Origin of the sequence: Roseovarius sp. 10, assembly GCF_033100315.1 — a bacterium.
GTDB lineage: Bacteria > Pseudomonadota > Alphaproteobacteria > Rhodobacterales > Rhodobacteraceae > M30B80.
Map to the genome: position 1 here is coordinate 1,276,727 of NZ_JAWLVH010000001.1, position 23,129 is coordinate 1,299,855.

The 23,129-nt window shown below is 58.5% G+C and carries 22 protein-coding genes; 15 read left to right on the forward strand and 7 right to left on the reverse strand.

Annotation, left to right across the window (positions count from 1 at the left end):
* Positions 1 to 3 precede the first annotated feature (3 nt).
* Positions 4 to 1,020, forward strand: coding sequence for a P1 family peptidase (locus tag RYZ18_RS06460; protein WP_317655608.1), 1,017 nt, complete (start codon positions 4 to 6; stop codon positions 1,018 to 1,020).
* Here the strand turns inward: RYZ18_RS06460 and ruvB are convergent, their stop codons facing one another.
* The 6 genes from ruvB to RYZ18_RS06490 all read right to left on the reverse strand — a co-directional run bounded on the left by ruvB (position 1,021) and on the right by RYZ18_RS06490 (position 6,904).
* Positions 1,021 to 2,055 (reverse strand): Holliday junction branch migration DNA helicase RuvB, encoded by a 1,035-nt coding sequence (ruvB, locus tag RYZ18_RS06465; protein ID WP_317655609.1) that lies wholly within the window; start codon positions 2,053 to 2,055, stop codon positions 1,021 to 1,023.
* Between the two features lies 1 nt (position 2,056).
* The gene (gene ruvA, locus RYZ18_RS06470) at positions 2,057 to 2,740 is read right to left on the reverse strand and encodes a Holliday junction branch migration protein RuvA (RefSeq protein WP_317655611.1); all 684 of its coding nucleotides are present in this window, start codon (positions 2,738 to 2,740) and stop codon (positions 2,057 to 2,059) included.
* Positions 2,737 to 3,240 (reverse strand): crossover junction endodeoxyribonuclease RuvC, encoded by a 504-nt coding sequence (gene ruvC, locus RYZ18_RS06475; protein WP_317655613.1) that lies wholly within the window; start codon positions 3,238 to 3,240, stop codon positions 2,737 to 2,739. The genes ruvA and ruvC overlap by 4 nt, the downstream gene beginning before the upstream one ends.
* Before the next feature lie 86 nt (positions 3,241 to 3,326).
* Complete coding sequence (locus RYZ18_RS06480) at positions 3,327 to 4,199, reverse strand: 50S ribosomal protein L11 methyltransferase (RefSeq protein WP_317655614.1); 873 nt, start codon at positions 4,197 to 4,199, stop codon at positions 3,327 to 3,329.
* Positions 4,200 to 4,206: 7 nt separating this feature from the next.
* Positions 4,207 to 5,457, reverse strand: a complete 1,251-nt coding sequence (locus RYZ18_RS06485) for an MFS transporter (protein ID WP_317655615.1) — start codon at positions 5,455 to 5,457, stop codon at positions 4,207 to 4,209.
* A gap of 46 nt (positions 5,458 to 5,503) precedes the next feature.
* A complete protein-coding gene (locus RYZ18_RS06490; RefSeq protein ID WP_317655842.1) occupies positions 5,504 to 6,904 on the reverse strand; it encodes a YcjX family protein in 1,401 nt (466 codons plus the stop codon).
* A 131-nt stretch (positions 6,905 to 7,035) separates the two neighbouring features.
* Between RYZ18_RS06490 and truA the strand changes: the two genes are divergently transcribed.
* The 14 genes from truA to folD all read left to right on the forward strand — a co-directional run bounded on the left by truA (position 7,036) and on the right by folD (position 22,461).
* Positions 7,036 to 7,815, forward strand: coding sequence for a tRNA pseudouridine(38-40) synthase TruA (gene truA, locus RYZ18_RS06495; RefSeq protein ID WP_317655844.1), 780 nt, complete (start codon positions 7,036 to 7,038; stop codon positions 7,813 to 7,815).
* Positions 7,812 to 9,992: a selenide, water dikinase SelD gene (selD, locus tag RYZ18_RS06500; protein ID WP_317655616.1), complete on the forward strand. Its 2,181-nt coding sequence runs from the start codon at positions 7,812 to 7,814 to the stop codon at positions 9,990 to 9,992. Before truA ends, selD begins: the two co-directional genes overlap by 4 nt.
* A 42-nt stretch (positions 9,993 to 10,034) precedes the next feature.
* Positions 10,035 to 10,670, forward strand: coding sequence for a hypothetical protein (locus tag RYZ18_RS06505; RefSeq protein ID WP_317655617.1), 636 nt, complete (start codon positions 10,035 to 10,037; stop codon positions 10,668 to 10,670).
* A gap of 2 nt (positions 10,671 to 10,672) precedes the next feature.
* Positions 10,673 to 11,062: a tol-pal system-associated acyl-CoA thioesterase gene (gene ybgC, locus RYZ18_RS06510; RefSeq protein WP_317655618.1), complete on the forward strand. Its 390-nt coding sequence runs from the start codon at positions 10,673 to 10,675 to the stop codon at positions 11,060 to 11,062.
* Positions 11,063 to 11,244: 182 nt separating this feature from the next.
* Complete coding sequence (tolQ, locus tag RYZ18_RS06515) at positions 11,245 to 11,937, forward strand: protein TolQ (RefSeq protein ID WP_317655619.1); 693 nt, start codon at positions 11,245 to 11,247, stop codon at positions 11,935 to 11,937.
* A complete protein-coding gene (gene tolR, locus RYZ18_RS06520; RefSeq protein ID WP_317655620.1) occupies positions 11,937 to 12,428 on the forward strand; it encodes a protein TolR in 492 nt (163 codons plus the stop codon). The genes tolQ and tolR overlap by 1 nt, the downstream gene beginning before the upstream one ends.
* A gap of 5 nt (positions 12,429 to 12,433) precedes the next feature.
* On the forward strand, positions 12,434 to 13,441 hold the full coding sequence (locus RYZ18_RS06525) for an energy transducer TonB (protein WP_317655621.1): 1,008 nt from the start codon (positions 12,434 to 12,436) through the stop codon (positions 13,439 to 13,441).
* Positions 13,438 to 14,784, forward strand: coding sequence for a Tol-Pal system beta propeller repeat protein TolB (gene tolB, locus RYZ18_RS06530; protein WP_411567081.1), 1,347 nt, complete (start codon positions 13,438 to 13,440; stop codon positions 14,782 to 14,784). The genes RYZ18_RS06525 and tolB overlap by 4 nt, the downstream gene beginning before the upstream one ends.
* Positions 14,785 to 14,909: 125 nt before the next feature.
* On the forward strand, positions 14,910 to 15,407 hold the full coding sequence (pal, locus tag RYZ18_RS06535; RefSeq protein WP_317655623.1) for a peptidoglycan-associated lipoprotein Pal: 498 nt from the start codon (positions 14,910 to 14,912) through the stop codon (positions 15,405 to 15,407).
* Between the two features lie 5 nt (positions 15,408 to 15,412).
* Positions 15,413 to 16,294: a tol-pal system protein YbgF gene (ybgF, locus tag RYZ18_RS06540; RefSeq protein ID WP_317655625.1), complete on the forward strand. Its 882-nt coding sequence runs from the start codon at positions 15,413 to 15,415 to the stop codon at positions 16,292 to 16,294.
* Positions 16,285 to 17,586, forward strand: coding sequence for a tRNA lysidine(34) synthetase TilS (gene tilS, locus RYZ18_RS06545; RefSeq protein ID WP_317655626.1), 1,302 nt, complete (start codon positions 16,285 to 16,287; stop codon positions 17,584 to 17,586). Before ybgF ends, tilS begins: the two co-directional genes overlap by 10 nt.
* An 80-nt stretch (positions 17,587 to 17,666) precedes the next feature.
* Positions 17,667 to 19,583: an ATP-dependent zinc metalloprotease FtsH gene (gene ftsH / locus RYZ18_RS06550; protein WP_317655627.1), complete on the forward strand. Its 1,917-nt coding sequence runs from the start codon at positions 17,667 to 17,669 to the stop codon at positions 19,581 to 19,583.
* A gap of 202 nt (positions 19,584 to 19,785) precedes the next feature.
* Positions 19,786 to 21,462, forward strand: a complete 1,677-nt coding sequence (locus RYZ18_RS06555; protein ID WP_317655628.1) for a formate--tetrahydrofolate ligase — start codon at positions 19,786 to 19,788, stop codon at positions 21,460 to 21,462.
* A gap of 105 nt (positions 21,463 to 21,567) precedes the next feature.
* Positions 21,568 to 22,461 (forward strand): bifunctional methylenetetrahydrofolate dehydrogenase/methenyltetrahydrofolate cyclohydrolase FolD, encoded by an 894-nt coding sequence (gene folD / locus RYZ18_RS06560; RefSeq protein ID WP_317655630.1) that lies wholly within the window; start codon positions 21,568 to 21,570, stop codon positions 22,459 to 22,461.
* Here folD and pdeM read toward each other — a convergent pair.
* Positions 22,451 to 23,125, reverse strand: a complete 675-nt coding sequence (gene pdeM, locus RYZ18_RS06565; RefSeq protein ID WP_317655631.1) for a ligase-associated DNA damage response endonuclease PdeM — start codon at positions 23,123 to 23,125, stop codon at positions 22,451 to 22,453. The genes folD and pdeM overlap by 11 nt on opposite strands.
* Between the last annotated feature and the right edge of the window lie 4 nt (positions 23,126 to 23,129).

The window sequence follows — 23,129 nt, forward strand, 5'->3', positions numbered from 1 at the left end:
GCGATGTTTGAGAAAGGCGCGAAAAACTTAATCACCGATGTCGCGGGCCTATATGTCGGCCACGCTCAGGATGACGTGATCAAAACAGGGGTCACTGTTCTGACAGCCGAGCGCCCCTTTGTGGCAGGGGTGCATATCATGGGCGGTGCGCCTGGCACGCGAGAAACGGCGCTCTTATCGCCTGAGCGATTGGTGCAGGAGGTGGATGCACTGGTTCTCGCGGGCGGGTCTGCCTTTGGCCTTGATGCGGCCTCAGGTGTGATGGATGGCTTGCGGGCCGCGGGGCGCGGCTTCGCCGTTGGCGATCAGCTTGTGCCAATCGTGCCCGCCGCAATTCTCTTCGATCTGATCAATGGCGGTGACAAAGCATGGGGTCAGAACCCCTATCCTGCCTTGGGACGTGCGGCGTTTGAGGCAGCATCCCCTGATTTTGTCCTTGGGACAGTGGGCGCAGGAACAGGGGCGCTGACCGCTGACCTCAAGGGTGGGCTTGGCTCAGCCTCGGTCACCTTTGACGGGATCACGGTGGGCGCTCTGGTCGCTGTCAACGCATTGGGCCGCGTGACTATGGGCGATGGCCCTCAATTCTGGGCAGCCCCATTTGAATTGGGTGCAGAATTTGGCGGGCTTGGGACAGGGGCGCTTGGAACAGGGGCGCTTGGGACAGGGGCGTTCGATCCATCCGCACGCCCCTTGGTCAAAGGGCATCGGGACGGGGCAACCACCATCGCGATTGTGGCGACAGATGCTGCATTAACCCAAGCGCAAGCCACCCGCATGGCCACCGCCGCGCATGATGGCATGGCGCGCGCGATTTACCCCGCGCATACGCCGATGGATGGGGATTTGGTCTTTGCAGCTGCAACGGGCGCGCAGCCGCTGCGTGATCCGCTGATGGACACGCTACATTTGGGAAATGCAGCTGCCCTGTGTCTGAGCCGCGCGATTGCCCGCGCGGTCTTTGAAGCCACCCCTGCCGCGCATGATCCCCTGCCCACATGGGCCGAGAAATTTGGCTGATCATTCAAAAAGCCCCGTTTGCGCAGGCGGGGTAGGAACGGGCAGCCCTAGATGCGCAAAGGCCGATTGCGTCAGCATCCGCCCCCGCGGGCTGCGCGCGATCAGACCTTGCTGCAAGAGATAGGGTTCAACCACCTCTTCGAGCGCATCGCGGCTTTCGGAAAGGGCGGCTGCAAGCGTTTCAATCCCAACAGGGCCGCCGCCATAAGACTCCGCAATTAGGCGCAAATACCGCCGATCTGCCCCGTCAAGCCCAAGCTTATCGACCCCAAGCCGTGTCAGAGCGCGATCTGCAATCGCCGCCGTTACGCGGCCATCCCCCTCGACCACGGCGAAATCGACCACGCGGCGCAATAAGCGGCCTGCAATGCGCGGGGTGCCGCGCGCACGCTTGGCGATCTCGCGCGCGCCTTCCTCATCCGCAGGGGCGCCCATCAGGCGCGCACCACGGGTCACAATCTGCTCCAACTCGGGCGTGTCATAATAAACCAGACGCGTGGGAATGCCGAACCGATCCCGCAAGGGTGTGGTCAACAGCCCCAAGCGGGTAGTGGCCCCGATCAAGGTAAAGGGCTGCAATTCGATGCGCACAGATCGCGCGGCAGGCCCCTCACCTATGACCAGATCCAGTGCAAAATCCTCCATCGCGGGATAGAGCACCTCTTCGACTGCGGGGTTCAGGCGGTGAATTTCGTCAATAAACAAAACATCACGCGGCTCAAGATTGGTGAGGATCGCGGCCAAATCCCCCGCTTTTGCCAAAACGGGGCCAGAGGTCATGCGAAAATTCACCCCCAATTCGCGCGCCATAATTTGCGCCAAGGTGGTCTTGCCCAAGCCGGGGGGGCCATGAAACAGCACATGATCCATCGCCTCACCGCGCTTGCGGGCACTTTCGATAAACACCCGCAAATTTGCCCGCGCTTCGGCCTGACCAATAAACTCGGTCAGAAGTTCAGGACGCAAAGCGCGATCTTCGCGCAGATCATCCTGCGGGTGCGGATCGGGGCGCAATGTTGGATCAGGCGTGCTCATATCACTCCTTCGGGGCCAAAAGGCGCAGTGCCGCGCGGATCAGCGCAGGGGTCGTGTCGGCCTCATCTGCCGCGCGCGCAACCGCACTTGCCGCGTCAGAAGGGCCATAGCCCAAATTGGTCAGGGCTGAAATTGCCTCAGCCTGACTTTGCGCATCGGCCTGCGCGGTTGCAGGCGGCGGCGGTTCCGCAGGGGTGGATACAGGCCCCTGCGGGCCGTCCACCACGGGCGCAGGGGCATTCTGCGTCAAATCATGGGCCAGACTACCGCCCATCGCCATCAAAGCGGGGCCTTTATCCTTTAGTTCATTGACCACGCGCTGCGCCAATTTCGGGCCCACACCAGGGGCCGCTTTGACCGCGCCCCAATCCCCAATCGCAATGGCGCGGGCCAAGGCCTCTGTGCCAAGCGCGCCTGAGATTGCCATCGCAGCTTTGGCCCCCACGCCCTGAACAGACACCAGCAAACGATGCCACTCACGATCATAGGGGGTTAAAAACCCAAAAAGCTGCAAAAGGTCTTCGCGCACCAGAAGTTCGGTGTAAAGGCTTGCCACTTGCCCCGCATTCGGCAGGTTCGCAAGAGTGCGTTCTGAGCAATGAACCACATAGCCCACGCCGCCGACATCCAAAAGCACATGGTCACTGGCGCGGTAATCCACGCGACCTGTCAATTTCCCGATCACAGGCTTGCCCCCACTGCATTCATGATCCGCCTTTGCGATTGCGCATGATGGGCATGACATATCGCAATCGCCAAAGCGTCAGCAGCATCAGGGGATTTTGGCGCGCATCCGGGCAATTGCAGGCGCACCATATGTCCAATCTGATCTTTATGCGCGTGCCCCACCCCAACCACGGTTTTCTTTACTGTGTTTGGCGCATATTCAGCCACAGGCAAGCCTGCCTTGGCAGGGGCCAACATCGCAACACCACGCGCCTGCCCCAATTTCAACGTGGCCGCCCCATCACGATTGACGAAGGTCTGTTCGACCGCCGCACAATCTGGTGCAAATTCGGCAAGGACGGCGATTAATCCATCATATAGCGCCAAAAGACGCGGGGCGAGATCATCGCCCACCCCTTCGACAACGCCATTTGATATATGGCGTAGGCGCGGGCCATCCGCCTCGATTACGCCCCACCCAAGATAGCGAAGCCCTGGGTCAATACCGATGATACGCATGGCCTGCTCGCCCTTTGTGGTTCTTTGCGTCAGCTTAGCCCATCAATAGCACGAAACAAGAACATTCAACAAGCGGGGCGTGCCAATCACCCCAGATAACGCAGTGTCAGCGCCGCCCACTCCCCATGCTCGGACGCATAAACCCGCTCGAACCCTGCCGCCAGATAGGCGGCAGTGACGTCCTCAGCCTGCTCCAACAAAAGGCCCGACAAGATCACATAGCCGCCCTGCGCGGCATGACGCGCCATATCGGGGGCCAGTTCGATCAGTGGCCCCTTTAGGATATTGGCAAAGATCAAATCAAAGGGCGCACGGGCTGCAAGGGTGGGATGATCAAACCCTGCGGCTTGCACAGCCTCGATCCGATCTGCGAGGTCATTTGCTTGGGCGTTTACACGGGCGACATCAACCGCGATCTCATCAATATCCGAGGCCAGAACAGTCTGCGGAAAGACCCGGGCGGCAGCCAAGGCCAAGACCGCCGTGCCACAACCAATATCAACCACATTTTTGAAAACATGGCCCTCAGTGAGCAGGCGATCAAAGGCAATCAAACATCCAGAGGTGGTGCCGTGATGCCCTGTGCCAAAGGCCATTGCGGCCTCAATCAGCAAGGGCACGGCATCGTTTGGAACTGTATCGGCATCATGGCTGCCGTAAAGATAAAACCGCCCCGCGCGCACAGGGTGCAATTCACGGCGCACCTGCGCGACCCAATCAGTTTCGGGCAATTCTGAAACGACAAATTCCCGCGCGCCATGCGATGCCGCCAAAAGCGCCAATCCGATTTCATCAGGGGCATCAAGGAAATAGCCGCCCACCTCCCACCGGCCAGAGCCATCTTCGATCTCAAAAACCCCTACGCCATAGGGCGCGGGATCAAGGGCCTCTATAGCCTCACCTAAGGCTTCGGCGGCGGATTTAGCAGGCAATGTGGTAAAGGCGGTAAAGGTCGTCATAAGCACCCTATTTGATCACGGTGGTGATGGGCGCAGCCACGGGTAAACCGCGCCGCGCAAGTAAGGTTTCATTCCCCGCCTCTGGATGACGCGGCACCAAAAGCGATAAGGCGAAAGATGTGGCAGCCATCCCTGATGCAAGCAGGAACACCGCAATCGGCGAGGTCAGCCAGATATACCCCAAGATCGCAGGCAAGAACACCGCAGCGATATGGTTGATGGTGAAGGCCACAGCGGCCGTAGGCGCAATATCAGCGGGATCTGCGATTTTCTGAAAATAGGTTTTGATGGCGAGGGCCAACGCGAAAAAGATATGGTTGCCGACATAGAGCACCGCCGCCATACCCACGCCCCAATCAAAATGATAGAGGCCCGCATAAAGTAAGAAAATCACGAACAATCCCGCATATTCAAACATCAAGGCCGCACGTTCCCCAAAAAAGGCAACAGCACGACCCAATAGCGGGGCTGCGATCATATTGGCGACCAATGTGACCATGAACAGCGCGGTGATCTCATGCACGGCAAAGCCATAGCGCTCGACCATCATGAAGCCTGCAAAGACCACGAAAATCTGCCGCCGCGCGCCCGACATGAATTGCAGCGCATAATAGAGCCAATAGCGGCGGCGCAGGATCATTTTGCGGTTCTGCGGGGTTGGGCCCTCGAATTGGGGGAAGGCGAAAAATGCAATCACTGCAACCAAGGCGGTAAAGCCACCTGCCACGCCATAGACCAAGTCATAGCTCAAATCATAAGCACGCCATGTCAGCACGATTAACCCATAGGCCAAAAGCGTGGCCAAAGACCCCATCGACATCAGCCAACCAATGGTCTGTGGCGCGCGCTTTTTGTCGATCCATTGCAATTGCAGCGACTGGTTGACTGTCTCGTAATAATGGAACCCGATGGAGGAGATCAGGGTTACGATCAACAATCCCCCCAAGGAGGGGAATTGCGAGGTCAGCGCCGTGGCCAGACCCAACATAACCAAGGACACAATCGCCAATTTTTGCTCGCGGATCACAAGCAATAAGGCGATCACGCCAATCGCGAGAAACCCAGGAATTTCGCGCACTGAATGCAGCCATCCTATATCGGCCCCGTCAAACCCTGCCGCCTCAATCACAAAATTATTGAGCAATGCAGACCATGTGGCAAAGGCCACAGGCATCGCAAAGGCCATCAGGAACAAAAGAACCTGCGGGCGCTGCCAGCGCGGCAAATGTGAGGTTTCAGAAAGGGGCACGAGCTTCATAGACTTTGCCATAGGCCCGAAGGGCTAGGCTTGGCAATTGAAACTTTCACCCCATACGATCTGCCAAAAGAAATTCCGCCGCCGCATCAAGGCGAATATGCGGGGGGCCAAGCCCCGCGCGCAGGCTTGATATCGGCGGGGCGAAATCTGTCACCGCGAATTCATGATCCGACCAATCCCGCGCGCCTTCGCGTGCAGGGGCAAGGATATGGTCGGGATGGTCGGGCAAGTGCCCCGCATAAAGGGCGCGCATCTGATTAGATTGCCCAACACGGCCCCGCACCAGATCAACCTCGGCCCCGTCTAGAACGCGGCTTTCCTCAACGGTGCTGCGCAGGCCTGCAATCGCCATAGCCCGCGTTTTCGCCCCCCGATAATCGGCGCGCTGTTTGGCCTCTTGCACCAAAGCCTCAAGAAGATTGGCATAGGCCTGATGCTGGGATTGATGCAGGTAATCTGCCTTGGTCGCGGCAAAAAGGATGCGATCGGTTTTTTGCCCCAAGAGTGCTGCCAAAGGGCCATTCGCGCCGTGGCGGAACACCGACAAAATACCCGCCATTGCCTGTCGCAGATCTTCTAAGACCTCAGGCCCACCTTGCATGGCGCTGAGCAGATCCACCAAAACCACCTGACGATCAATGCGCGCAAAATGCGCGCGAAAGAACGGCCTCACGATTTGCGATTTATAGGCCTCAAAGCGCCGCGCGGCCTCGCGCGCGATTGTGCCACGCCTCAGGGCCTCAATCGGCAAGGGGCAAAAGGTCAGCGCGGGGCTGCCCTGCAATTCGCCCGGCAGGATAAAGCGACCAGGGGTCAATTGGCTAAACCCCGCCGCGCGCGCCGCGTGCAGATAGGCGGTAAAACTTTGCGCAAGGGCCGAGGCCTGCATCTCATCATGGCGCGTCTCAGCCACGGCTTCGGTGGCCATCGCCAAGAAATCTCGTGCTTCGACCAAGTTCTGCGCCTTGGCGGAAATCTGCGCCAAGCTGGCCTTAGACCATTGCGCGTAGCTTTGCGTCAACAGTCCCAAATCCAGCAACCATTCACCCGGATAGTCAGTGATATCCAAATGCAAGCGGCGTGGACCCGTCAGACGCGCAAGCCGTGATTTTGGCGTGACGCGCAAGGACAAGCGCAATTGCGAAACGCTGCGCGTGCCAATCGGCCAATGCGCCTCTGGCCCCGTCATCGCGGCGAGATGGCTTTCGTAATCAAATCGCGCGACTGTATCATCGGGTTGTGGCTGCAGATAGGCCGCTTCAATCCGACCTTCGCGCTCGGGCGAGAATGCCGCCATGCGGCCCCGCTCCATCAAATTGGCCACGAGAGAGGTGATAAACACCGTCTTTCCCGCGCGAGACAGCCCTGTCACCCCCAAGCGCAGGCTTGGGTCTGAAAAGGCGCGCGTCAATGCTTCGCCCGTGCCCTCCACGCTGTCACGCAGCATATCGCCCAAAGATGATATCACGCTTGGCCTGCCCCCATCTGATGCCTTGCGCAAAGATAGGATGCCAAAGCCGCCATGGATAGGGGGTTATGGGCAATTGCATGGCGCGCGCGTTTCCGCTAGCCAAAGCCATGGCCCGTTATGCGCTCAAAGTCGAATATGATGGTCGCCCCTTTGCGGGGTGGCAACGTCAGGCTGATCAACCCTCAGTGCAGGGTGCGATTGAGGCTGCGCTTGCACAGCTTGAGGCGGATGTGCCCTCCATCGCTGCGGCAGGGCGCACAGATGCGGGCGTTCATGCCACGGGTCAGGTTGCCCAATGCGACATGGCCCAAGAATGGCAGCCCTTTCGCCTGTCCGAGGCGCTGAATTATCATTTGAAACCCTTGCCCGTGGCGATTGTGGCCTGTGCGCCCGTGTCAGAGGATTGGCACGCGCGGTTTTCCGCAGTTGAACGGCGCTATACCTATCGGCTGATCAACCGCCGCGCGCCCTTGACCCTTGATGTGGGGCAGGCATGGGCCGTCAAGCAGCCCCTTGATCTTGCCGCCATGCAAGAAGCCGCGCGCCATTTGATCGGCAAGCATGATTTCACAACCTTCCGTGCCTCTATCTGTCAGGCAAAATCACCCATCAAAACCCTTGATGAGATACGGATTGAGGCCTTCGCGCGCGGCGATGCGGTCGAATTTCAATTTCACCTGCGCGCGCGCTCGTTCCTGCATAATCAAGTGCGCTCGATTGTCGGCACGCTTGAGCGGGTTGGGGCGGGATCATGGGCGCCTGACGATGTGCGCATCAGCCTAGAGGCGCGCGATCGGGCCGCCTGCGGCCCTGTTGCACCGCCAGATGGATTAATCTTGACGGGCGTGGGGTATCCAGATGATCCGTTTAGGGGTCAAGGATCATGACCCCCACCGCTTGGCCCGTGACCCGCGAAATTGTGCTTGTGGGGGGCGGGCATAGTCACGCGCTGGTCGCGCGCATGTGGGGGATGCAGCCACTTGCGGGTGCACGCTTGACCCTTGTCTCGCCAAACCCAACGGCGGCCTATTCAGGGATGCTGCCCGGTGCGATTGCAGGGCATTACCAACAAGACGAAATCGAGATTGATCTGGTTCGCCTTGCCCGTTTCGCCAATGCCCGCCTCATCCTTGCCCCCGCCATTGGGATTGATCGAGCGGAAAAACGCCTGCATCTCGCGGGGGGCAGGTCTATTTCCTATGACATAATGTCGATTGATATTGGCATTACGACTGATATGCCCGCCTTAGCAGGCTTTGCAGATCATGCTTTGCCCGTCAAACCTCTCGAGGGGTTTGCAGCCGCATGGGAGGGCTTTCTAAACCAAGCGCCCAATCCTGCGCGCATCGCCCTTATCGGCGGCGGAATTGCGGGGGGTGAGGTCGCCATGGCCGTGGCGCACCGCCTGCGCGCCACAGGGCGCAAGCCCGAGGTGACGATATTTGAGCGGGCACAAGCGTTGCAAGAATTGCCTTCGCGCGCGGCACGGCTTTTGCGACAAGACTTGCGCACCCAAAATATTACCCTGCGCGAGGGCGTTGAGATCACCGAGATCACCGCGCAAATGATCCATCTGCGGGATGAGCCTCCGCTGCCCTTTGATTTGATCCTTGGCGCGGCAGGCGCGCGGGCGCATCCGTGGCTGGCACAGACAGGGCTTGCCCTGAAAGATGGGTTCATCCGCGTGGGCGCCGATCTGCGCAGCGTGACAGACCCCGATATTTTCGCGACAGGGGATTGCGCGCATTTTGATCATGCCCCCCGCAGTAAGGCGGGCGTTTATGCGGTGCGCGCGGCAAAGCCCCTGTTTCACAATCTGCGCGCGGCTGCGATGGGGCGCAGTTTGCGCACCTACCAGCCGCAACGCCATTATCTCAAGCTGATTTCCTTGGGCGATAAGCGGGCCATTGCCACGCGCGGGAGGGTGGCTGCATCCTTTCCCTTTCTGTGGACGTGGAAAGACCAAATTGATCGCAAGTTCATGCAACAGCTGACGCAGTTGCCTGAGATGGCGGCACGACCGCAACCGCCACAAGACCACGCACTTGGCATAATCGAGGCCATGGGGCCAAAACCGCAATGCGGCGGCTGTGGCGCGAAACTGGGCCAAGCCGCGCTTGAGGCCGCCCTGCCCCCACCCCCAACCCACCGCAAAGACATTGAGATTGGGCGGGGGGATGATGCGGCGGTGCTGCATATGGGCGGCGCGCGCCAAGTGATCAGCACAGATCATCTGCGCGCGTTTTGCAATGACCCTGCAGTGATGGCGCGCATCACTGCCATTCACGCACTTGGCGACATTTGGGCCATGGGGGCCGCCCCGCAATCGGCCTTGGCAATGATCACCCTGCCCCCCTTATCAGAACCGCTGCAAAGTGCTTGGTTGACCGAAATCATGTCAGCCGCCGCCGAGGTGATGTCAGCGGCAGGGGCCGATATTATCGGCGGCCATAGTGCGGCGGGGGCGGAACTGAGCATCGGGTTCACAGTCACAGGTCTTGTTGCAGATCGCGCAATCGGACTTACGGGGGCGCAAGCAGGGGATGCGCTGATCCTGACCAAACCCATTGGCACAGGGGTTCTTCTGGCGGCAGAGATGCAAGGATTGGCAAAGGGCCGCGACATTGCGCGGCTTTATCAGGGGCTTACGACACCGCAGGGGGCGGTGGCGGATATTCTCGCCCCCCATGCCTGCGCCATGACCGATGTGACGGGGTTCGGCCTTGCAGGCCATATCATGAATATCGCCCGCGCCTCGGGCGTGGGGGCGCAGATTTGGCTTGATCGAATTCCTCTCTATCAAGGCGCGCTTCATTTGGCGGCAGCGGGGTTTCAATCGACCCTCTACCCGCAAACCCGCGCGCATCTTTTGGGGCAAATACGGGGCACCACATCGGGCCCGCACGCCGATTTGTTATTTGATCCTCAAACCGCAGGCGGGCTTTTGGCAGCCTTGCCCCAAACCGCCCTGCCAGAGGTGCAAGCGGGACTTCAGGCCACAGGCCACACCGGATGGGTTATTGGCGAGATAACGGATCAAACTGGCAGGCTTGAGATCAGTTGAGGGGATTGAACCACAGCCCCCAAGCCGCTAATCCCGTGGCCTATGACCCAAGATGCAGTCACACCCTATTTCACCCGCGCTGATGGCAGCTATCTCTTCGCCCGTTGGGGTCGGCCTATCGCCCCTGTAGTGTTTGGGGTTGAGGATGCGACCGTGTCCATCGTCAAGGGCGCGCTTGAGGCGGTTGTCGCACTCGCCGGCCACCAGATGGCCGAGACAGATCCCGAACTGGGCGCGAATTTCATGATGTTTTTCATCCGTGATTGGGACGAGGTGCTTGCCACACCCAATATGGATCGCCTGCTGCCCGATTTGGCCGAGATCATTGCGCGGCTCAAATCGGTAGATGCCAATCAATATCGCGCATTTCGGTTTGATGCCGATGGTGGCATCAAAGCGGCCTTTGTTTTTGTGCGCATGGATGCGGATTTATCGCGTCTGCCCGCCGATACCATCGCGCTGTCACAAGCGGTGCAGACGATTTTACTTTGGTCGGATCAAGCCTTTCTAGGGCACTCCCCACTGGCCGCAGGGACGGATGGCGCGGCGCGCCTGAAACCTGAAATTGCAGCGATTATTCGTGCAGGCTATGATCCTGTGATGCCCGTCTGTGCGCAAGACAGCACGCATGGCCTACGCATGGCGGCACGGGTGGCTGTCTTGGAGCATAGAAATTGAGCATGACGCATCACTGGCCCATCCGTGTTTATTACGAAGATACCGATCTGGCGGGGATCGTCTATTATGCCAATTACCTAAAATTCATCGAGCGCGCCCGCAGCGAGATGGTGCGCGACCTTGGCATTGATCAAGCGGCGCTAAAGGCCACCCAAGATATCGTATTTGCCGTGCGCCGCGTTGAGGCTGATTACCGCGCGCCCGCAAAATTCGATGATGAATTGGTGGTTGAAACCAAAATTCTGCGCGCAAGCCCTGTGCGCTTGGAATTGAGCCAAGATGTCATGCGCGCAGGCACCGTGATCTTTGCCGCCAAAGTCACCCTCGCCACCATCAATGGTCAAGGCGGCGTGGCGAAACTGCCGCCCGAAATGCTGTCGAAATTCTGCTAAGCCCTGAGCGCAAGGATTTGCCAATCACGCGGGCTTGAGCGCGCGCCCATTCCCAAGTGATTTTGAACCTGATATAGGGGAATGTGACCCCATACTGAGTGCCGCAAAAAGAACGGCGCCGATTTGGGGGTGCTTTGCCCAAAAGGCAAGGTCGGGCATCGAGGCAAATAGAAAGAACGGGCATGGACGCTACAACGCTTAGCATGGCGCAAGAGGCTGATTTCACCCTCATGGCGCTGTTTTTCCGCGCATCCTTTATTGTGCAGGCCGTGATGATCGCACTGATCGTGGCCTCAGTTTGGGTCTGGGCGATCACGATTAACAAATTTCGGATTTATCGCCGCGCAAGGCAAAACACAGCGGATTTTGACGCAGCGTTTTGGTCGGGTCAGCCGCTTGATTTGCTCTATGATCAAATCGCCGAAAGCCCGCAATCAGCCGCGGAACGTGTCTTTGTGGCGGGCATGGCCGAATGGCGCAACTCGCTGCGTGACGATGGCGCGCTCATCCCTGGAGTGCAGCAGCGCGTGGATCGCTCAATGGATGTGGCGATTGCCCGCGAAGCAGAGCGCCTAACCGCAGGCTTGACCTTCCTTGCCACAACAGGCGCAACGGCACCATTTGTTGGCCTCTTTGGCACAGTTTGGGGGATCATGCGATCCTTCCAAGAAATCGCGATTTCTGGCAACACATCCCTTGCCGTTGTGGCGCCTGGTATTGCCGAGGCCCTACTGGCTACAGGTCTTGGCCTATTGGCCGCGATCCCTGCCGTGATTTTCTACAACAAACTGTCGTCCGACTCAGATCGGATCATTGCAGGCTATGAGAGCTTTGCAGATGAGTTCTCCACCCTCCTGTCAAGGCAGCTTGACTGATGGGGGCCTCGGTTGCGCAAAAATCGGGCGGCGGTCGCAGACGCGGCCGCAGACGGGCGGGCAGCAGCCGCGCCATGTCCGAAATCAACGTCACGCCTTTCGTGGACGTGATGTTGTGCCTTTTGATCATCTTTATGGTGGCCGCCCCGTTGATGACTGTTGGTGTGCCGATTAACCTGCCAGACACTGCCGCAGAAGCCCTGCCGAGTGAGGAAGAAGAACCGCTCACTGTAACCATCGCCCCCGATGGGCGGGTGATGATCCAAACCACCGAAGTTTCGCGGGATGAACTGGTCACGCGGCTGTTGGCCATTGCAGGTGAGCGCGACAGCACGCGCATTTTCCTACGCGCGGATGGCGCGATTTCCTATGAGCAAGTGATGCAAATCATGGGCGCGCTGAATGCGGGCGGCTTTCGCGAAATTGGCCTTGTGACCGATGCGGGCGGGCCTGCGCTGGATGGCGCGGCGGGCAGCGGGCCTGAGGGGTAAGTTTGATGCGGCGGGAGCTTTATGTCTCGGCTGGGCTGCACATCGCGCTGCTCTTATGGGTGGCGTTTGGAGATATTTTGTTTCACCGCAACACGGAAACCGATTTTCAGGTGACGGGCGTTCAAATCATCTCAACCGCTGAATTTGAGGAACTCACCCAAGCGGCGAGCCTGCCACCTGCGCCCGAACCTGCGCCAGAGCCAACGCCAGACCCCGCACCGCAACCCGAGGTGCAACCACAGCCCCCAGAAATCAGCGCGCCCCCTTTGGGTGCGGAGGATGCGCCCCCGTCAGACACGCCAACACCTGAGGCCGCGCCGCGCGTGGCACCAACACCCGCGCCCGCACCGCCGCCTGATGCCGAAATCGCGCCGACTGTTGTCGAGGCAACCCCTGAGCCTGATACGCAAAGTGAAACACCCGTTGAACAAGAGGTGGCCCAAGCCCCCGAAGCCGCAACGACCCAGATCGTAACAGAGGCCGAAACACCCGCGGCAAGCCTTGCACCGATTGCGTCACCAGTGCCGACCGCACGGCCACAGCGCCCCACACCCGAACCAACACCCGAACCAGAGCCGCAGCCTGAACCTGAACCCGCGCCTGAACCTGCTGACCCGCTCGCTGATGCGATTGCGGCGGCGGTTGCAGATGCGGTCAGCGCCCCTGCGACACCCTCCGTCCCCTCTGGCCCGCCCCTCAGCAGTGGCGAGGTGGATGGTTTGATCGCCGATGTGCGCGCCTGTTGGAATGTGGGCGCGCTATCCTCCGAAGCGCAGCGCACAATTGTCACCATCTCGGTCACCTTGGGCCAAGATGGGCGGCCAGATGCGGGGTCTATCCGAATGATCGACAGTTCTGGTGGCTCGGATGCATCGGTCTCCCAAGCATTTGAAGCAGGACGCCGTGCAATTTTGCGCTGTGGCGCAAACGGGTTTAACCTGCCCCCGGAAAAATACGACCAATGGCAAACCATCGAGATGGTCTTCAACCCTGAACAGATGAGGCTGAGATGAAGGCGCAGTTGATTACAGTTTTTCGCGGCTTGGGGCTGTGCCTTGCGCTTGGCGCAAGCAGCCTACCCGCATGGGCCCAAGGTGCAGGCGGGCCTTTGCGCATTGAGATCACCGAAGGTGTGATTGAGCCGCTCCCCTTTGCCCTGCCCGTCTTTATCGCGGACACGCCTGATATGGCTGATGCCGCCCAAGATATCACGCGGGTGATTGCCGCCGATCTGCGTGGCACAGGCCTGTTTCGCGAAATCCCAGCCGAGGCCCATATTTCCACAATCACCAGTTTTGACAGCCCCGTGCAATTTGCCGACTGGCAAGCCATCAATGCCCAAGCCCTGATCACGGGCTCGGTGGGCCGCACCCCAGAGGGGCAGATGGTTGTGCGTTTTCGGCTTTTTGATGTGTTCTCGCAACTGCCACTCGGGGATGGGCTGCAATTCGTGGCAACGCCCGAAACATGGCGGCGCATGGCGCATCGGGTGGCAGATCAAGTCTATAGCCGCATTACAGGCGAAAGCGGATATTTCGACACACGCGTGGCCTTCATAAACGAGGAAGGCCCCAAAAACGCGCGGCTCAAGCGTCTGGCCCTGATGGATTATGACGGCGCAAATGTTCAATATCTAACAGATAGCAGCGCGATTGTTCTTGCGCCCCGCTTTTCGCCAGATGGGCGCAGCTTGCTCTATACATCCTATGAAAGTGGCACACCGCGCATCTATCAGATGGATATTGCGAGCGTGACCCACCGTCCTTTGGCCGATCTTCCTGGAACCATGACCTTTGCCCCGCGCTATTCCCCTGACGGGCAGCGCGTTGTGTTTTCGGTCGAACGGGGCGGAAATAGCGATATTTATATGCTTGATTTGGTCACGGGCACGCAGACACGTTTGACCGAAGCGCCTTCGATTGAAACGGCGCCAAGCTTTTCACCAGATGGCAGCCAAGTCGTATTTGAAAGCGACCGCTCTGGCAACCAGCAGCTTTACATCATGCCTGCCACGGGTGGCCCTGCGCAGCGTATCAGCCGCGGCAGTGGTCGTTATGGCACCCCCGTCTGGAGCCCGCGCGGCGACTATATCGCCTTCACCAAACAAGAGGCAGGGCGGTTCCATATCGGCGTGATGCGCATTGATGGCAGCGAAGAGCGTCTTTTGACAGCGTCTTTCCTTGATGAAGGGCCAACTTGGGCGCCGAATGGGCGCGTGGTTATGTTCACCCGCGAAACTGCAGGCACAAATGGGGCGCCTGCGCTTTATTCGGTCGATATTTCGGGGCGCAACCTTCAGCGTGTCGCGACACCAGGAATGGCGTCCGATCCCGCTTGGTCGCCGCTGTTGCAATAACCCGCACGTGATTGGCCAAATCATTATGCCCGATTCACAACGCGCTTTGGACATGTTACACAGGGCCAAAGCGGTGCCCACAATCGGGGTGGAATGACCTGCCCCCTGTCTTAGGAATGTAAACGATGAAACTTTTGGTAAAATCAACTTTGATGGTTGCGATGCTTGGTCTTGCAGCCTGTTCGCAAGCAGGGCTTGGCGGCAATGGTGCAAGTGGCCAATATGGCGCTGGCGCAGGCGGGAATTACGACCCTGCAAGCCCCGAATATTTCAACCAAACCATTGGTGACCGCGTGTTCTTTGCGGTCGATCAATCGAACCTGTCGGCTGAGGCAATTGCGACCCTAGACCAACAGGCAAACTGGCTGTTGAGCAACCCAAACTACACCGCGATTATCGAGGGTCACGCGGATGAACAAGGCACGCGCGAGTATAACCTTGCGCTTGGCGCGCGCCGCGCGGCATCGGCACAGGAATATCTGATCAGCCGTGGGGTCGCGCCCAATCGTCTGTCGACCATCTCTTATGGTAAAGAGCGCCCGATTGAGATTTGCTCGAACGAAGCGTGCTATAGCCGCAACCGCCGCGCGGTGACGGTGATTGCCGCTGGTGCGGGGGCCTAAACGATATGCTCAAGCGGGCGCTGATCTGCGGGGTTATGGTCATTGGCCTTGGGGGCGGCATGCCCCCCCAAGCGGCCTTTGCCCAAACTGACCAAGCCCAAAGCCTTGCCGATATTCGGCAAGAGCTATCGGTGCTTTACTTCGAGATACAGCGCCTCAGGCTTGAGCTCTCAACAACGGGCGGGCCAAGCCTGCCCGCAGGAACGGCGAACCCGCTTTCGCGGCTTGATGCCATTGAGGCGGAATTGCGCCGTATGACCGCCGCAACCGAAACGCTGCAATTGCGCATCGAGGCGATTGTGGGGGACGGCACCAACCGCATTGGTGATCTGGAATTCCGCCTGTGTGAATTGGAACCTGACTGCGATATCGCAACGCTGGGCGATACGCCCTCCTTGGGCGGTGTTGCCCCCAGTGGGGACACAGGCACGCCCTTGGGCCAAGGCAGCACCCTTGCGCCCGCGCCAAGCACCGGCGGGGCCAGCGATGGCCCGCAATTGGCCGTTGCCGAACAATCGGATTTTGACCGCGCCCTTGCGGCCTATGATGCGGGCAATTGGGCAGAGGCCGCGCAAGCCTTTAGCCGCTTCGCAGAAACTTATCCGGGCGGCCCATTATCGGGCGAAGCACATTTCCTGCGCGGTGAGGCCGAAGTCCAGCAAGGGGCTTGGAGCCGTGCAGCCCGTGCCTTTCTTGACAGTTTCTCAGGCAGCCCCGATGGCGCGCGCGCGCCTGCGGCCTTGGCCCGCCTTGGGCAATCCTTAGGCGAATTGGGCCAAATTGAGGAAGCCTGTATCACGCTGTCGGAGGTCGCTACGCGCTATCCAGAGGCACGCAGCGAAATTGCGACTGCCGAAGCAACGCGCGCGGCGCTTGCGTGCAATTGAGCCTGAGCGATAAATTTCACAGTGAGATGGCGCGGCTATGCCCCGCGCCTTTACCGCCAGTTTTGGCCATCATGGTTTCAGGTGGCAGCGATAGCCTTGCCTTGATGATGCTGGCCCATGACTGGGCCGCAGAGATGCGCCAAGACCCTGACAATGGCCCCGTGACGCTGATTGCGATTACTGTGGATCACGGACTACGCCCCGAAAGCGCCGCCGAGGCGGAAGGGGTGGCGAAAATCGCGCATGATCTTGGGATTGATCACGTCACCTTGCAATGGAAATGGGATGGCGTGGGCAACTTACAGGCCGCCGCGCGCGCTGCGCGCTATAGTCTTGTTCAAGAATGGCGCAGACGCAAACGGCCTGAAATTGGCGCGATCCTTGTGGGCCATACCCGTGATGATCAGGCCGAAACCTTTTTGATGCGCCTATCGCGCGGATCGGGCGTTGAGGGGTTGGCCGCGATGAAAGCCTTGCCGCTCTCGCATAAGGCCGCAGATGCGGCAGGGGCTGCCCCGGTTATTCGCCCAATCCTTTGGGCGTCCCGCGCTGATCTGCGTGCGGCCCTGCAAGCGCGCGGGATGCAATGGATTGATGACCCCTCAAACGATAACGAAGATTATCTGCGCGTGCGCACGCGCAAGGCGATGCGCGATCTGGCCGAAATTGGTCTTGATGTCGACACTCTCACGCGCACGGCAGACCACATGGCCCGCGCCAGCGTTGCACTTTGGGCGCGCGCGGCGGATGTGGCCCGCGATGTTGTCACCGAGCCCTATCCAGGCATTCTGCGGTTTGACCTGACGCGCCTTGAACGGATTGAAGAAGAAACCCAATTGCGCCTCTTGGCACATGGGATTGGGTGCTTGACCCAAGCCCCCTACAGGCCCCGCCTCAGCAGCTTAGAGGCCTTGGCAGAAGCCGCATATGCGGGGCGCGGGGCAACGCTTCAAGGGGCGCAAAGTTTTGTGCAAGATGATGCGCTGATCTTGGTGCGTGAATTGCGCGCAGTGGCCGATTATGAATGCCCTGCAGATGGGGCGTCAGCATGGGACGGGCGGTGGCGCATCAAAGGGCGCCGTTTGGGCGAGGCGGTGATCCGCCCCTTGGGCGCGCAAAGCCTTGCTGCGCTTGAGTTGCCAAAGGGTTTGCCAAAGGCCGCGTTTCAGTCTTATCCCGCGCTTTGGGCGGGCCAAGCCTTGGTTGCCGTGCCCTATTTGGCGCGCGAGGGACTATGCGCGCCGCAATATGATCCATCGGCAGAGTTCCACCGATCCATATTATCGCATTGAAGTCAGCCAAAGCTTCCTTATCTTAGAGGGAACGCAAGCGCGCATGTGGCGCGGCTGCCGCGAAAGCGAGGAGAATTCTCTTGGGCAATGCTCGTAATATCGCCTTTTGGGTCATTTTGTTTTTGTTGATCCTTGCGCTGTTCAATCTGTTCAGCGGCAACCAGTCATCGGTCAATGCCCGATCAGTGGCTTATTCTGATTTCATCTCTCAAGTCGAACAAGGCTCGGTGAGCACGGCAACGATAGATGGCGAAGCGGTGCAGTTCACCACTTCGGAGGGCACATTTGAAACCACCCGTCCTGCGGACAGTGACATCGCCACCGCCTTGATTGACCAAGGGGTGCGGGTCGAAGTGCGCCCACAGGAGCAATCGGGATTCATGTCCATTTTGTCGCTGTGGTTGCCCGTTCTAGTTCTCATCGGGATCTGGATTTTCTTCATGAATCGCATGCAAGGCGGCGGTCGTGGCGGGGCAATGGGTTTTGGAAAATCCAAGGCGAAACTGCTGACCGAGAAGCATGGCCGCGTCACCTTTGACGATGTTGCGGGGATTGATGAAGCCAAGGAAGAATTGGAAGAAATCGTTGAATTCCTAAGGAATCCGCAGAAATTCAGCAAGCTTGGTGGCAAGATCCCCAAGGGCGCGCTGCTTGTCGGCCCTCCTGGAACGGGTAAGACCTTGCTTGCACGCGCCATCGCTGGCGAGGCGGGTGTGCCCTTCTTCACCATCTCTGGCTCTGACTTTGTCGAGATGTTCGTGGGTGTCGGCGCAAGCCGCGTGCGCGATATGTTTGAGCAGGCCAAAAAGAACGCGCCTTGTATCGTCTTTATTGACGAGATTGACGCGGTCGGGCGCTCGCGCGGTGTTGGCTATGGCGGCGGCAATGACGAACGCGAGCAAACCTTGAACCAGCTTCTGGTTGAGATGGACGGCTTCGAGGCCAACGAGGGTATTATCATCGTAGCGGCGACCAACCGCCCCGATGTTCTTGACCCTGCCCTTCTGCGTCCAGGTCGTTTCGACCGTCAGGTGCAGGTGCCCAACCCAGACATCAAGGGACGTGAAAAAATCTTGGGCGTTCATGCGCGCAAAGTGCCTCTTGGCCCGAATGTCGATCTGCGAATCATCGCACGGGGCACGCCAGGCTTTTCGGGCGCTGATTTGGCCAATTTGGTGAATGAAGCCGCTTTGATGGCGGCCCGCGTCAATCGCCGCTTTGTCACGATGGAAGATTTCGAGAATGCCAAAGACAAGGTGATGATGGGGGCTGAACGCCGCTCAATGGTGTTGACTGAGGATGAAAAACGCCTTACCGCCTATCACGAAGCGGGCCACGCGGTGGTTGGATTGAACGTGCCGCAGCACGATCCAATTCACAAAGCGACAATCATCCCGCGCGGTCGTGCCTTGGGTTTAGTTCTCTCCCTGCCTGAACGCGATCAACTGTCCGTCAGCTACACAAAATACACCTCGAAAATCGCAATGGCGATGGGGGGCCGTGTGGCTGAGGAGTTGGTATTTGGCAAAGAGAACGTCACCTCTGGGGCGGCCTCTGACATTCAACAGGTCAGCCGCATTGCGCGCGCCATGGTCACGCAATTTGGCTATGCTGAAGAGCTAGGCTATGTCGATTACGCCAATGAGCAGCAATCTTATTTGGGCTCTTATGGCGGCGGCACGAACCATTCGGCGGCCACGCAAAAGGTCATTGACGACAAGGTCAAGGAATTGGTGGATCAAGGTTATGAGACCGCCAAGCGCATTTTGACCGAAAAGCGCGATGACCTTGAGCGTTTGGCACAAGGTCTGCTTGAATATGAAACCCTCACGGGCTCTGAGATCACCCGTGTTATCGCGGGCGAACCTTTGAACCGTGGCGATGATGGGGATGACACAGGCACAGGCGGTGGCGCCTCGATCACCGCGATTCCAAAAACCAAGTCGCGCAAACCGCGCAATGACGATGGCGGGATGGAGCCTGAACCCACGCCCTAAGCGGCCATGGTTTTCTAGACCACAAGACACCCCCCGATCCGTTTCGATCTGGGGGTGTTTTCATTTCTGCGCGCTCTGCTTCTGGCGCACCACGGCGCGAAAAGGTCGAAAACAGTCCGCGCGATTCAGAATCGCCTCCCTATAGTCGCGCTGAATTCGACCTTTTTTCTCAACCCCAAACTATGAATGGGACACGCGCATCATGGCCTTCAAAACCGACATCGAAATCGCACGCGCCGCAAACAAACAGCCAATCAAAGACATCGGCGAAAAGCTGGAAATCCCATATGAGGCGCTGCTGCCCTATGGGCACGACAAGGCAAAAGTGTCTCAGGATTTCATCAACAGACTTGAGGGCCGCGACAATGGCAAGCTGATCCTTGTAACAGCGATCAACCCCACCCCTGCGGGCGAAGGCAAAACCACCACCACGGTGGGGCTTGGGGATGGCCTTTGTGCAATTGGCAAAAAGGCCGCGATTTGTATCCGCGAAGCCTCGCTTGGGCCAAACTTTGGTATGAAGGGTGGTGCAGCTGGCGGTGGCTTGGCGCAAGTTGTCCCAATGGAAGAAATGAACCTGCATTTTACAGGCGATTTTCATGCGATTACGGCGGCGCATAACCTGCTCTCTGCGATGATCGACAACCATATCTACTGGGGCAACGAGCTGCAGATTGACGAGCGCCGCGTGGTCTGGCGCCGTGTTCTCGATATGAACGACCGCGCATTGCGCGATGTTGTGACCTCGCTTGGCGGTGTGTCCAACGGCTTCCCACGGCAGACCGGGTTTGACATCACAGTGGCCTCCGAAGTGATGGCCATCTTGTGCTTGGCAGATGATTTGGCGGATTTGCAGCGCCGTTTGGGCGATATGATCGTGGCCTATCGCCGTGACCGCAGCCCGATTTACGCACGCGACATCAAGGCCGATGGCGCAATGACTGTTCTGCTCAAAGATGCCATGCAGCCAAACCTCGTGCAGACCCTCGAGAACAACCCCGCTTTTGTGCATGGTGGCCCCTTTGCCAATATCGCGCATGGCTGTAACTCGGTCATTGCCACCAAAACCGCGCTGAAATTGGCGGATTATGTGGTCACCGAAGCGGGCTTTGGTGCGGATCTGGGCGCTGAAAAATTCATGAATATCAAATGCCGCAAAGCAGGGCTTTCGCCCGATTGCGTGGTCTTGGTTGCCACTGTGCGGGCCATGAAAATGAATGGCGGCGTTGCTAAGGCTGACTTGGGCACAGAAAATGTTGAAGCGGTCAAAAAAGGCTGCCCAAACCTTGGTCGCCACATTGAGAACCTCAAAGGTTTTGGTGTTCCTGTGGTTGTCGCAATCAACCATTTCTACAGCGACACGGATGCCGAAGTCGCCGCCGTTCAGGACTATGTGAAATCACTGGGATCTGAGGCCATCTTGTGCCGCCACTGGGCAGAAGGATCAAAGGGGATCACCGACCTTGCGACCCGAGTGGCGGAATTGGCGGATAGCGGCTCTGCTGCCTTCCAAACGCTCTATGCCGATGACATGCCACTGTTCCAAAAAATCGAAACAGTGGCCAAGCGGATTTATCGCGCGGATGAGGTTTTGGCGGATCAAAAAATCCGTGATCAACTCAAAGCATGGGAGGATGCAGGCTATCAAAACCTGCCCGTCTGTATGGCAAAAACACAATATAGCTTTACCACAGATCCAAACCGCCGCGGCGCACCAACAGGCCATTCCTTGCCCGTGCGCGAAGTGCGTCTTTCGGCAGGTGCAGGGTTTATCGTTGTGATCTGCGGCGAGATCATGACCATGCCTGGCCTGCCGCGCGTCCCCAGTGCGGAGAATATCCGCCTGAATGATGCAGGCGAGGTTGAGGGGCTGTTCTAAGCGCCTTTTTCAATAACGCGATCCCCGCCCGTTGCAGCAGTAACGCGGTGGGGATATGTGCCTTGTCAACAGACCGAAAAACGACCCCGAATAAGGAATGACGCCATGACCGCCCATATCATTGACGGCAAAGCTTTCTCAGCCAAAGTTCAGCAAATGGTGACTGACCATGTGACCGCAATGAAAGCAGATCATGGCATCACCCCAGGCCTTGCTGTGGTGTTGGTCGGCGAAGATCCTGCAAGCGAGGTTTATGTGCGCTCAAAAGGCAAGCGCACAGTTGAGGCGGGGATGAATTCCTATGAACACCGCCTTGATGCCACAACCTCGCAGGCGGAACTGCTGGCCTTGATTGATCAATTGAACGCGGATCAATCGGTGCATGGTATTTTGGTGCAATTGCCCCTGCCTGACCACATTGACAGCGCGCTTGTGATCAATGCGATTGACCCTGCGAAGGATGTGGATGGGTTCCATATCTCGAATGTGGGTCTGCTTGGAACGGGGCAAAAGTCCATGGTGCCCTGCACGCCATTGGGCTGCTTGATGATGTTGCGCGATCATCACGGCAGCCTCTCTGGCCTCAACGCTGTGGTTGTTGGGCGCTCGAATATTGTGGGCAAACCTATGGCGCAACTTTTGCTTGGCGACAGCTGCACTGTCACCATCGCCCATTCCCGCAGCAAGGATTTGGCCGCAATTTGCCGTAGCGCAGATATTCTGGTGGCCGCTGTCGGCCGCCCCGAGATGATCACGGGTGACTTCGTCAAAGAGGGGGCTACGGTGATTGATGTGGGCATCAACCGCATCGCCACCCCTGAGGGCAAAACGCGCCTTGTCGGCGATTGTCATTATGACAGCTGCGCGGCCAAAGCCGGCGCGATCACCCCTGTTCCTGGCGGTGTCGGGCCAATGACCATTGCCTGCCTTTTGGCCAATACGCTCACCGCCTGCGCGCGCAGCCATGGCTTGCCCGAGCCCGAAGGGCTTACCGCTTAAGCGGGATCATGACAGGCGGCTGTCCCAAAACGATGGCCGCCGCATCTGCCCCCAACAGCCCCGCAAAGACGGGATCATCGGCCCAAAGACCGCCCGTATAAGCCCCAAATGCGGGCAAGATCAGGCGCTGTGCATCCATCAAAAACGCAGCGCGCGACAGGCTACGCCCACGCAAAGCCACGCGCATTTTTGGATGATAATGACCTGAAATCTCAAACTGCCCTTCAGGTAAATCAGCCCGCGCGATATGGCGCAGGATAAAGGGCGGCGTTTCAAATTCATCCAGATGTTCGCCCGAAAGATTTACAGGGCCTGCATCATGATTGCCCAAAATCCAAACCCATTTGCGCCCTGCTTGGATTGGCCCTAAACGCCGCGCCAAATAGGGCGAGAGGTTCCGCGCGGCCTCTAGGTCGTCAAAACTATCCCCCAGACAGATCACCACAGCGGGATCATAGGTGGCAATCTCTTCTGTCAATCGCGCAAGGGTTTCGGGGGTGTCATAGGGCGGCAATAACCCTGCACCACGCCGCGCCATCCGTTCAGATTTTCCCAGATGAAGGTCGGACACGATGAGAACATCCGCCTTTGGCCAATAAAGCGCGCCTTGCGGCGTAGCCAAAAGGCGTTCCATGCCAAACTGAAATTCAAGATGGGCTTGCATCGCC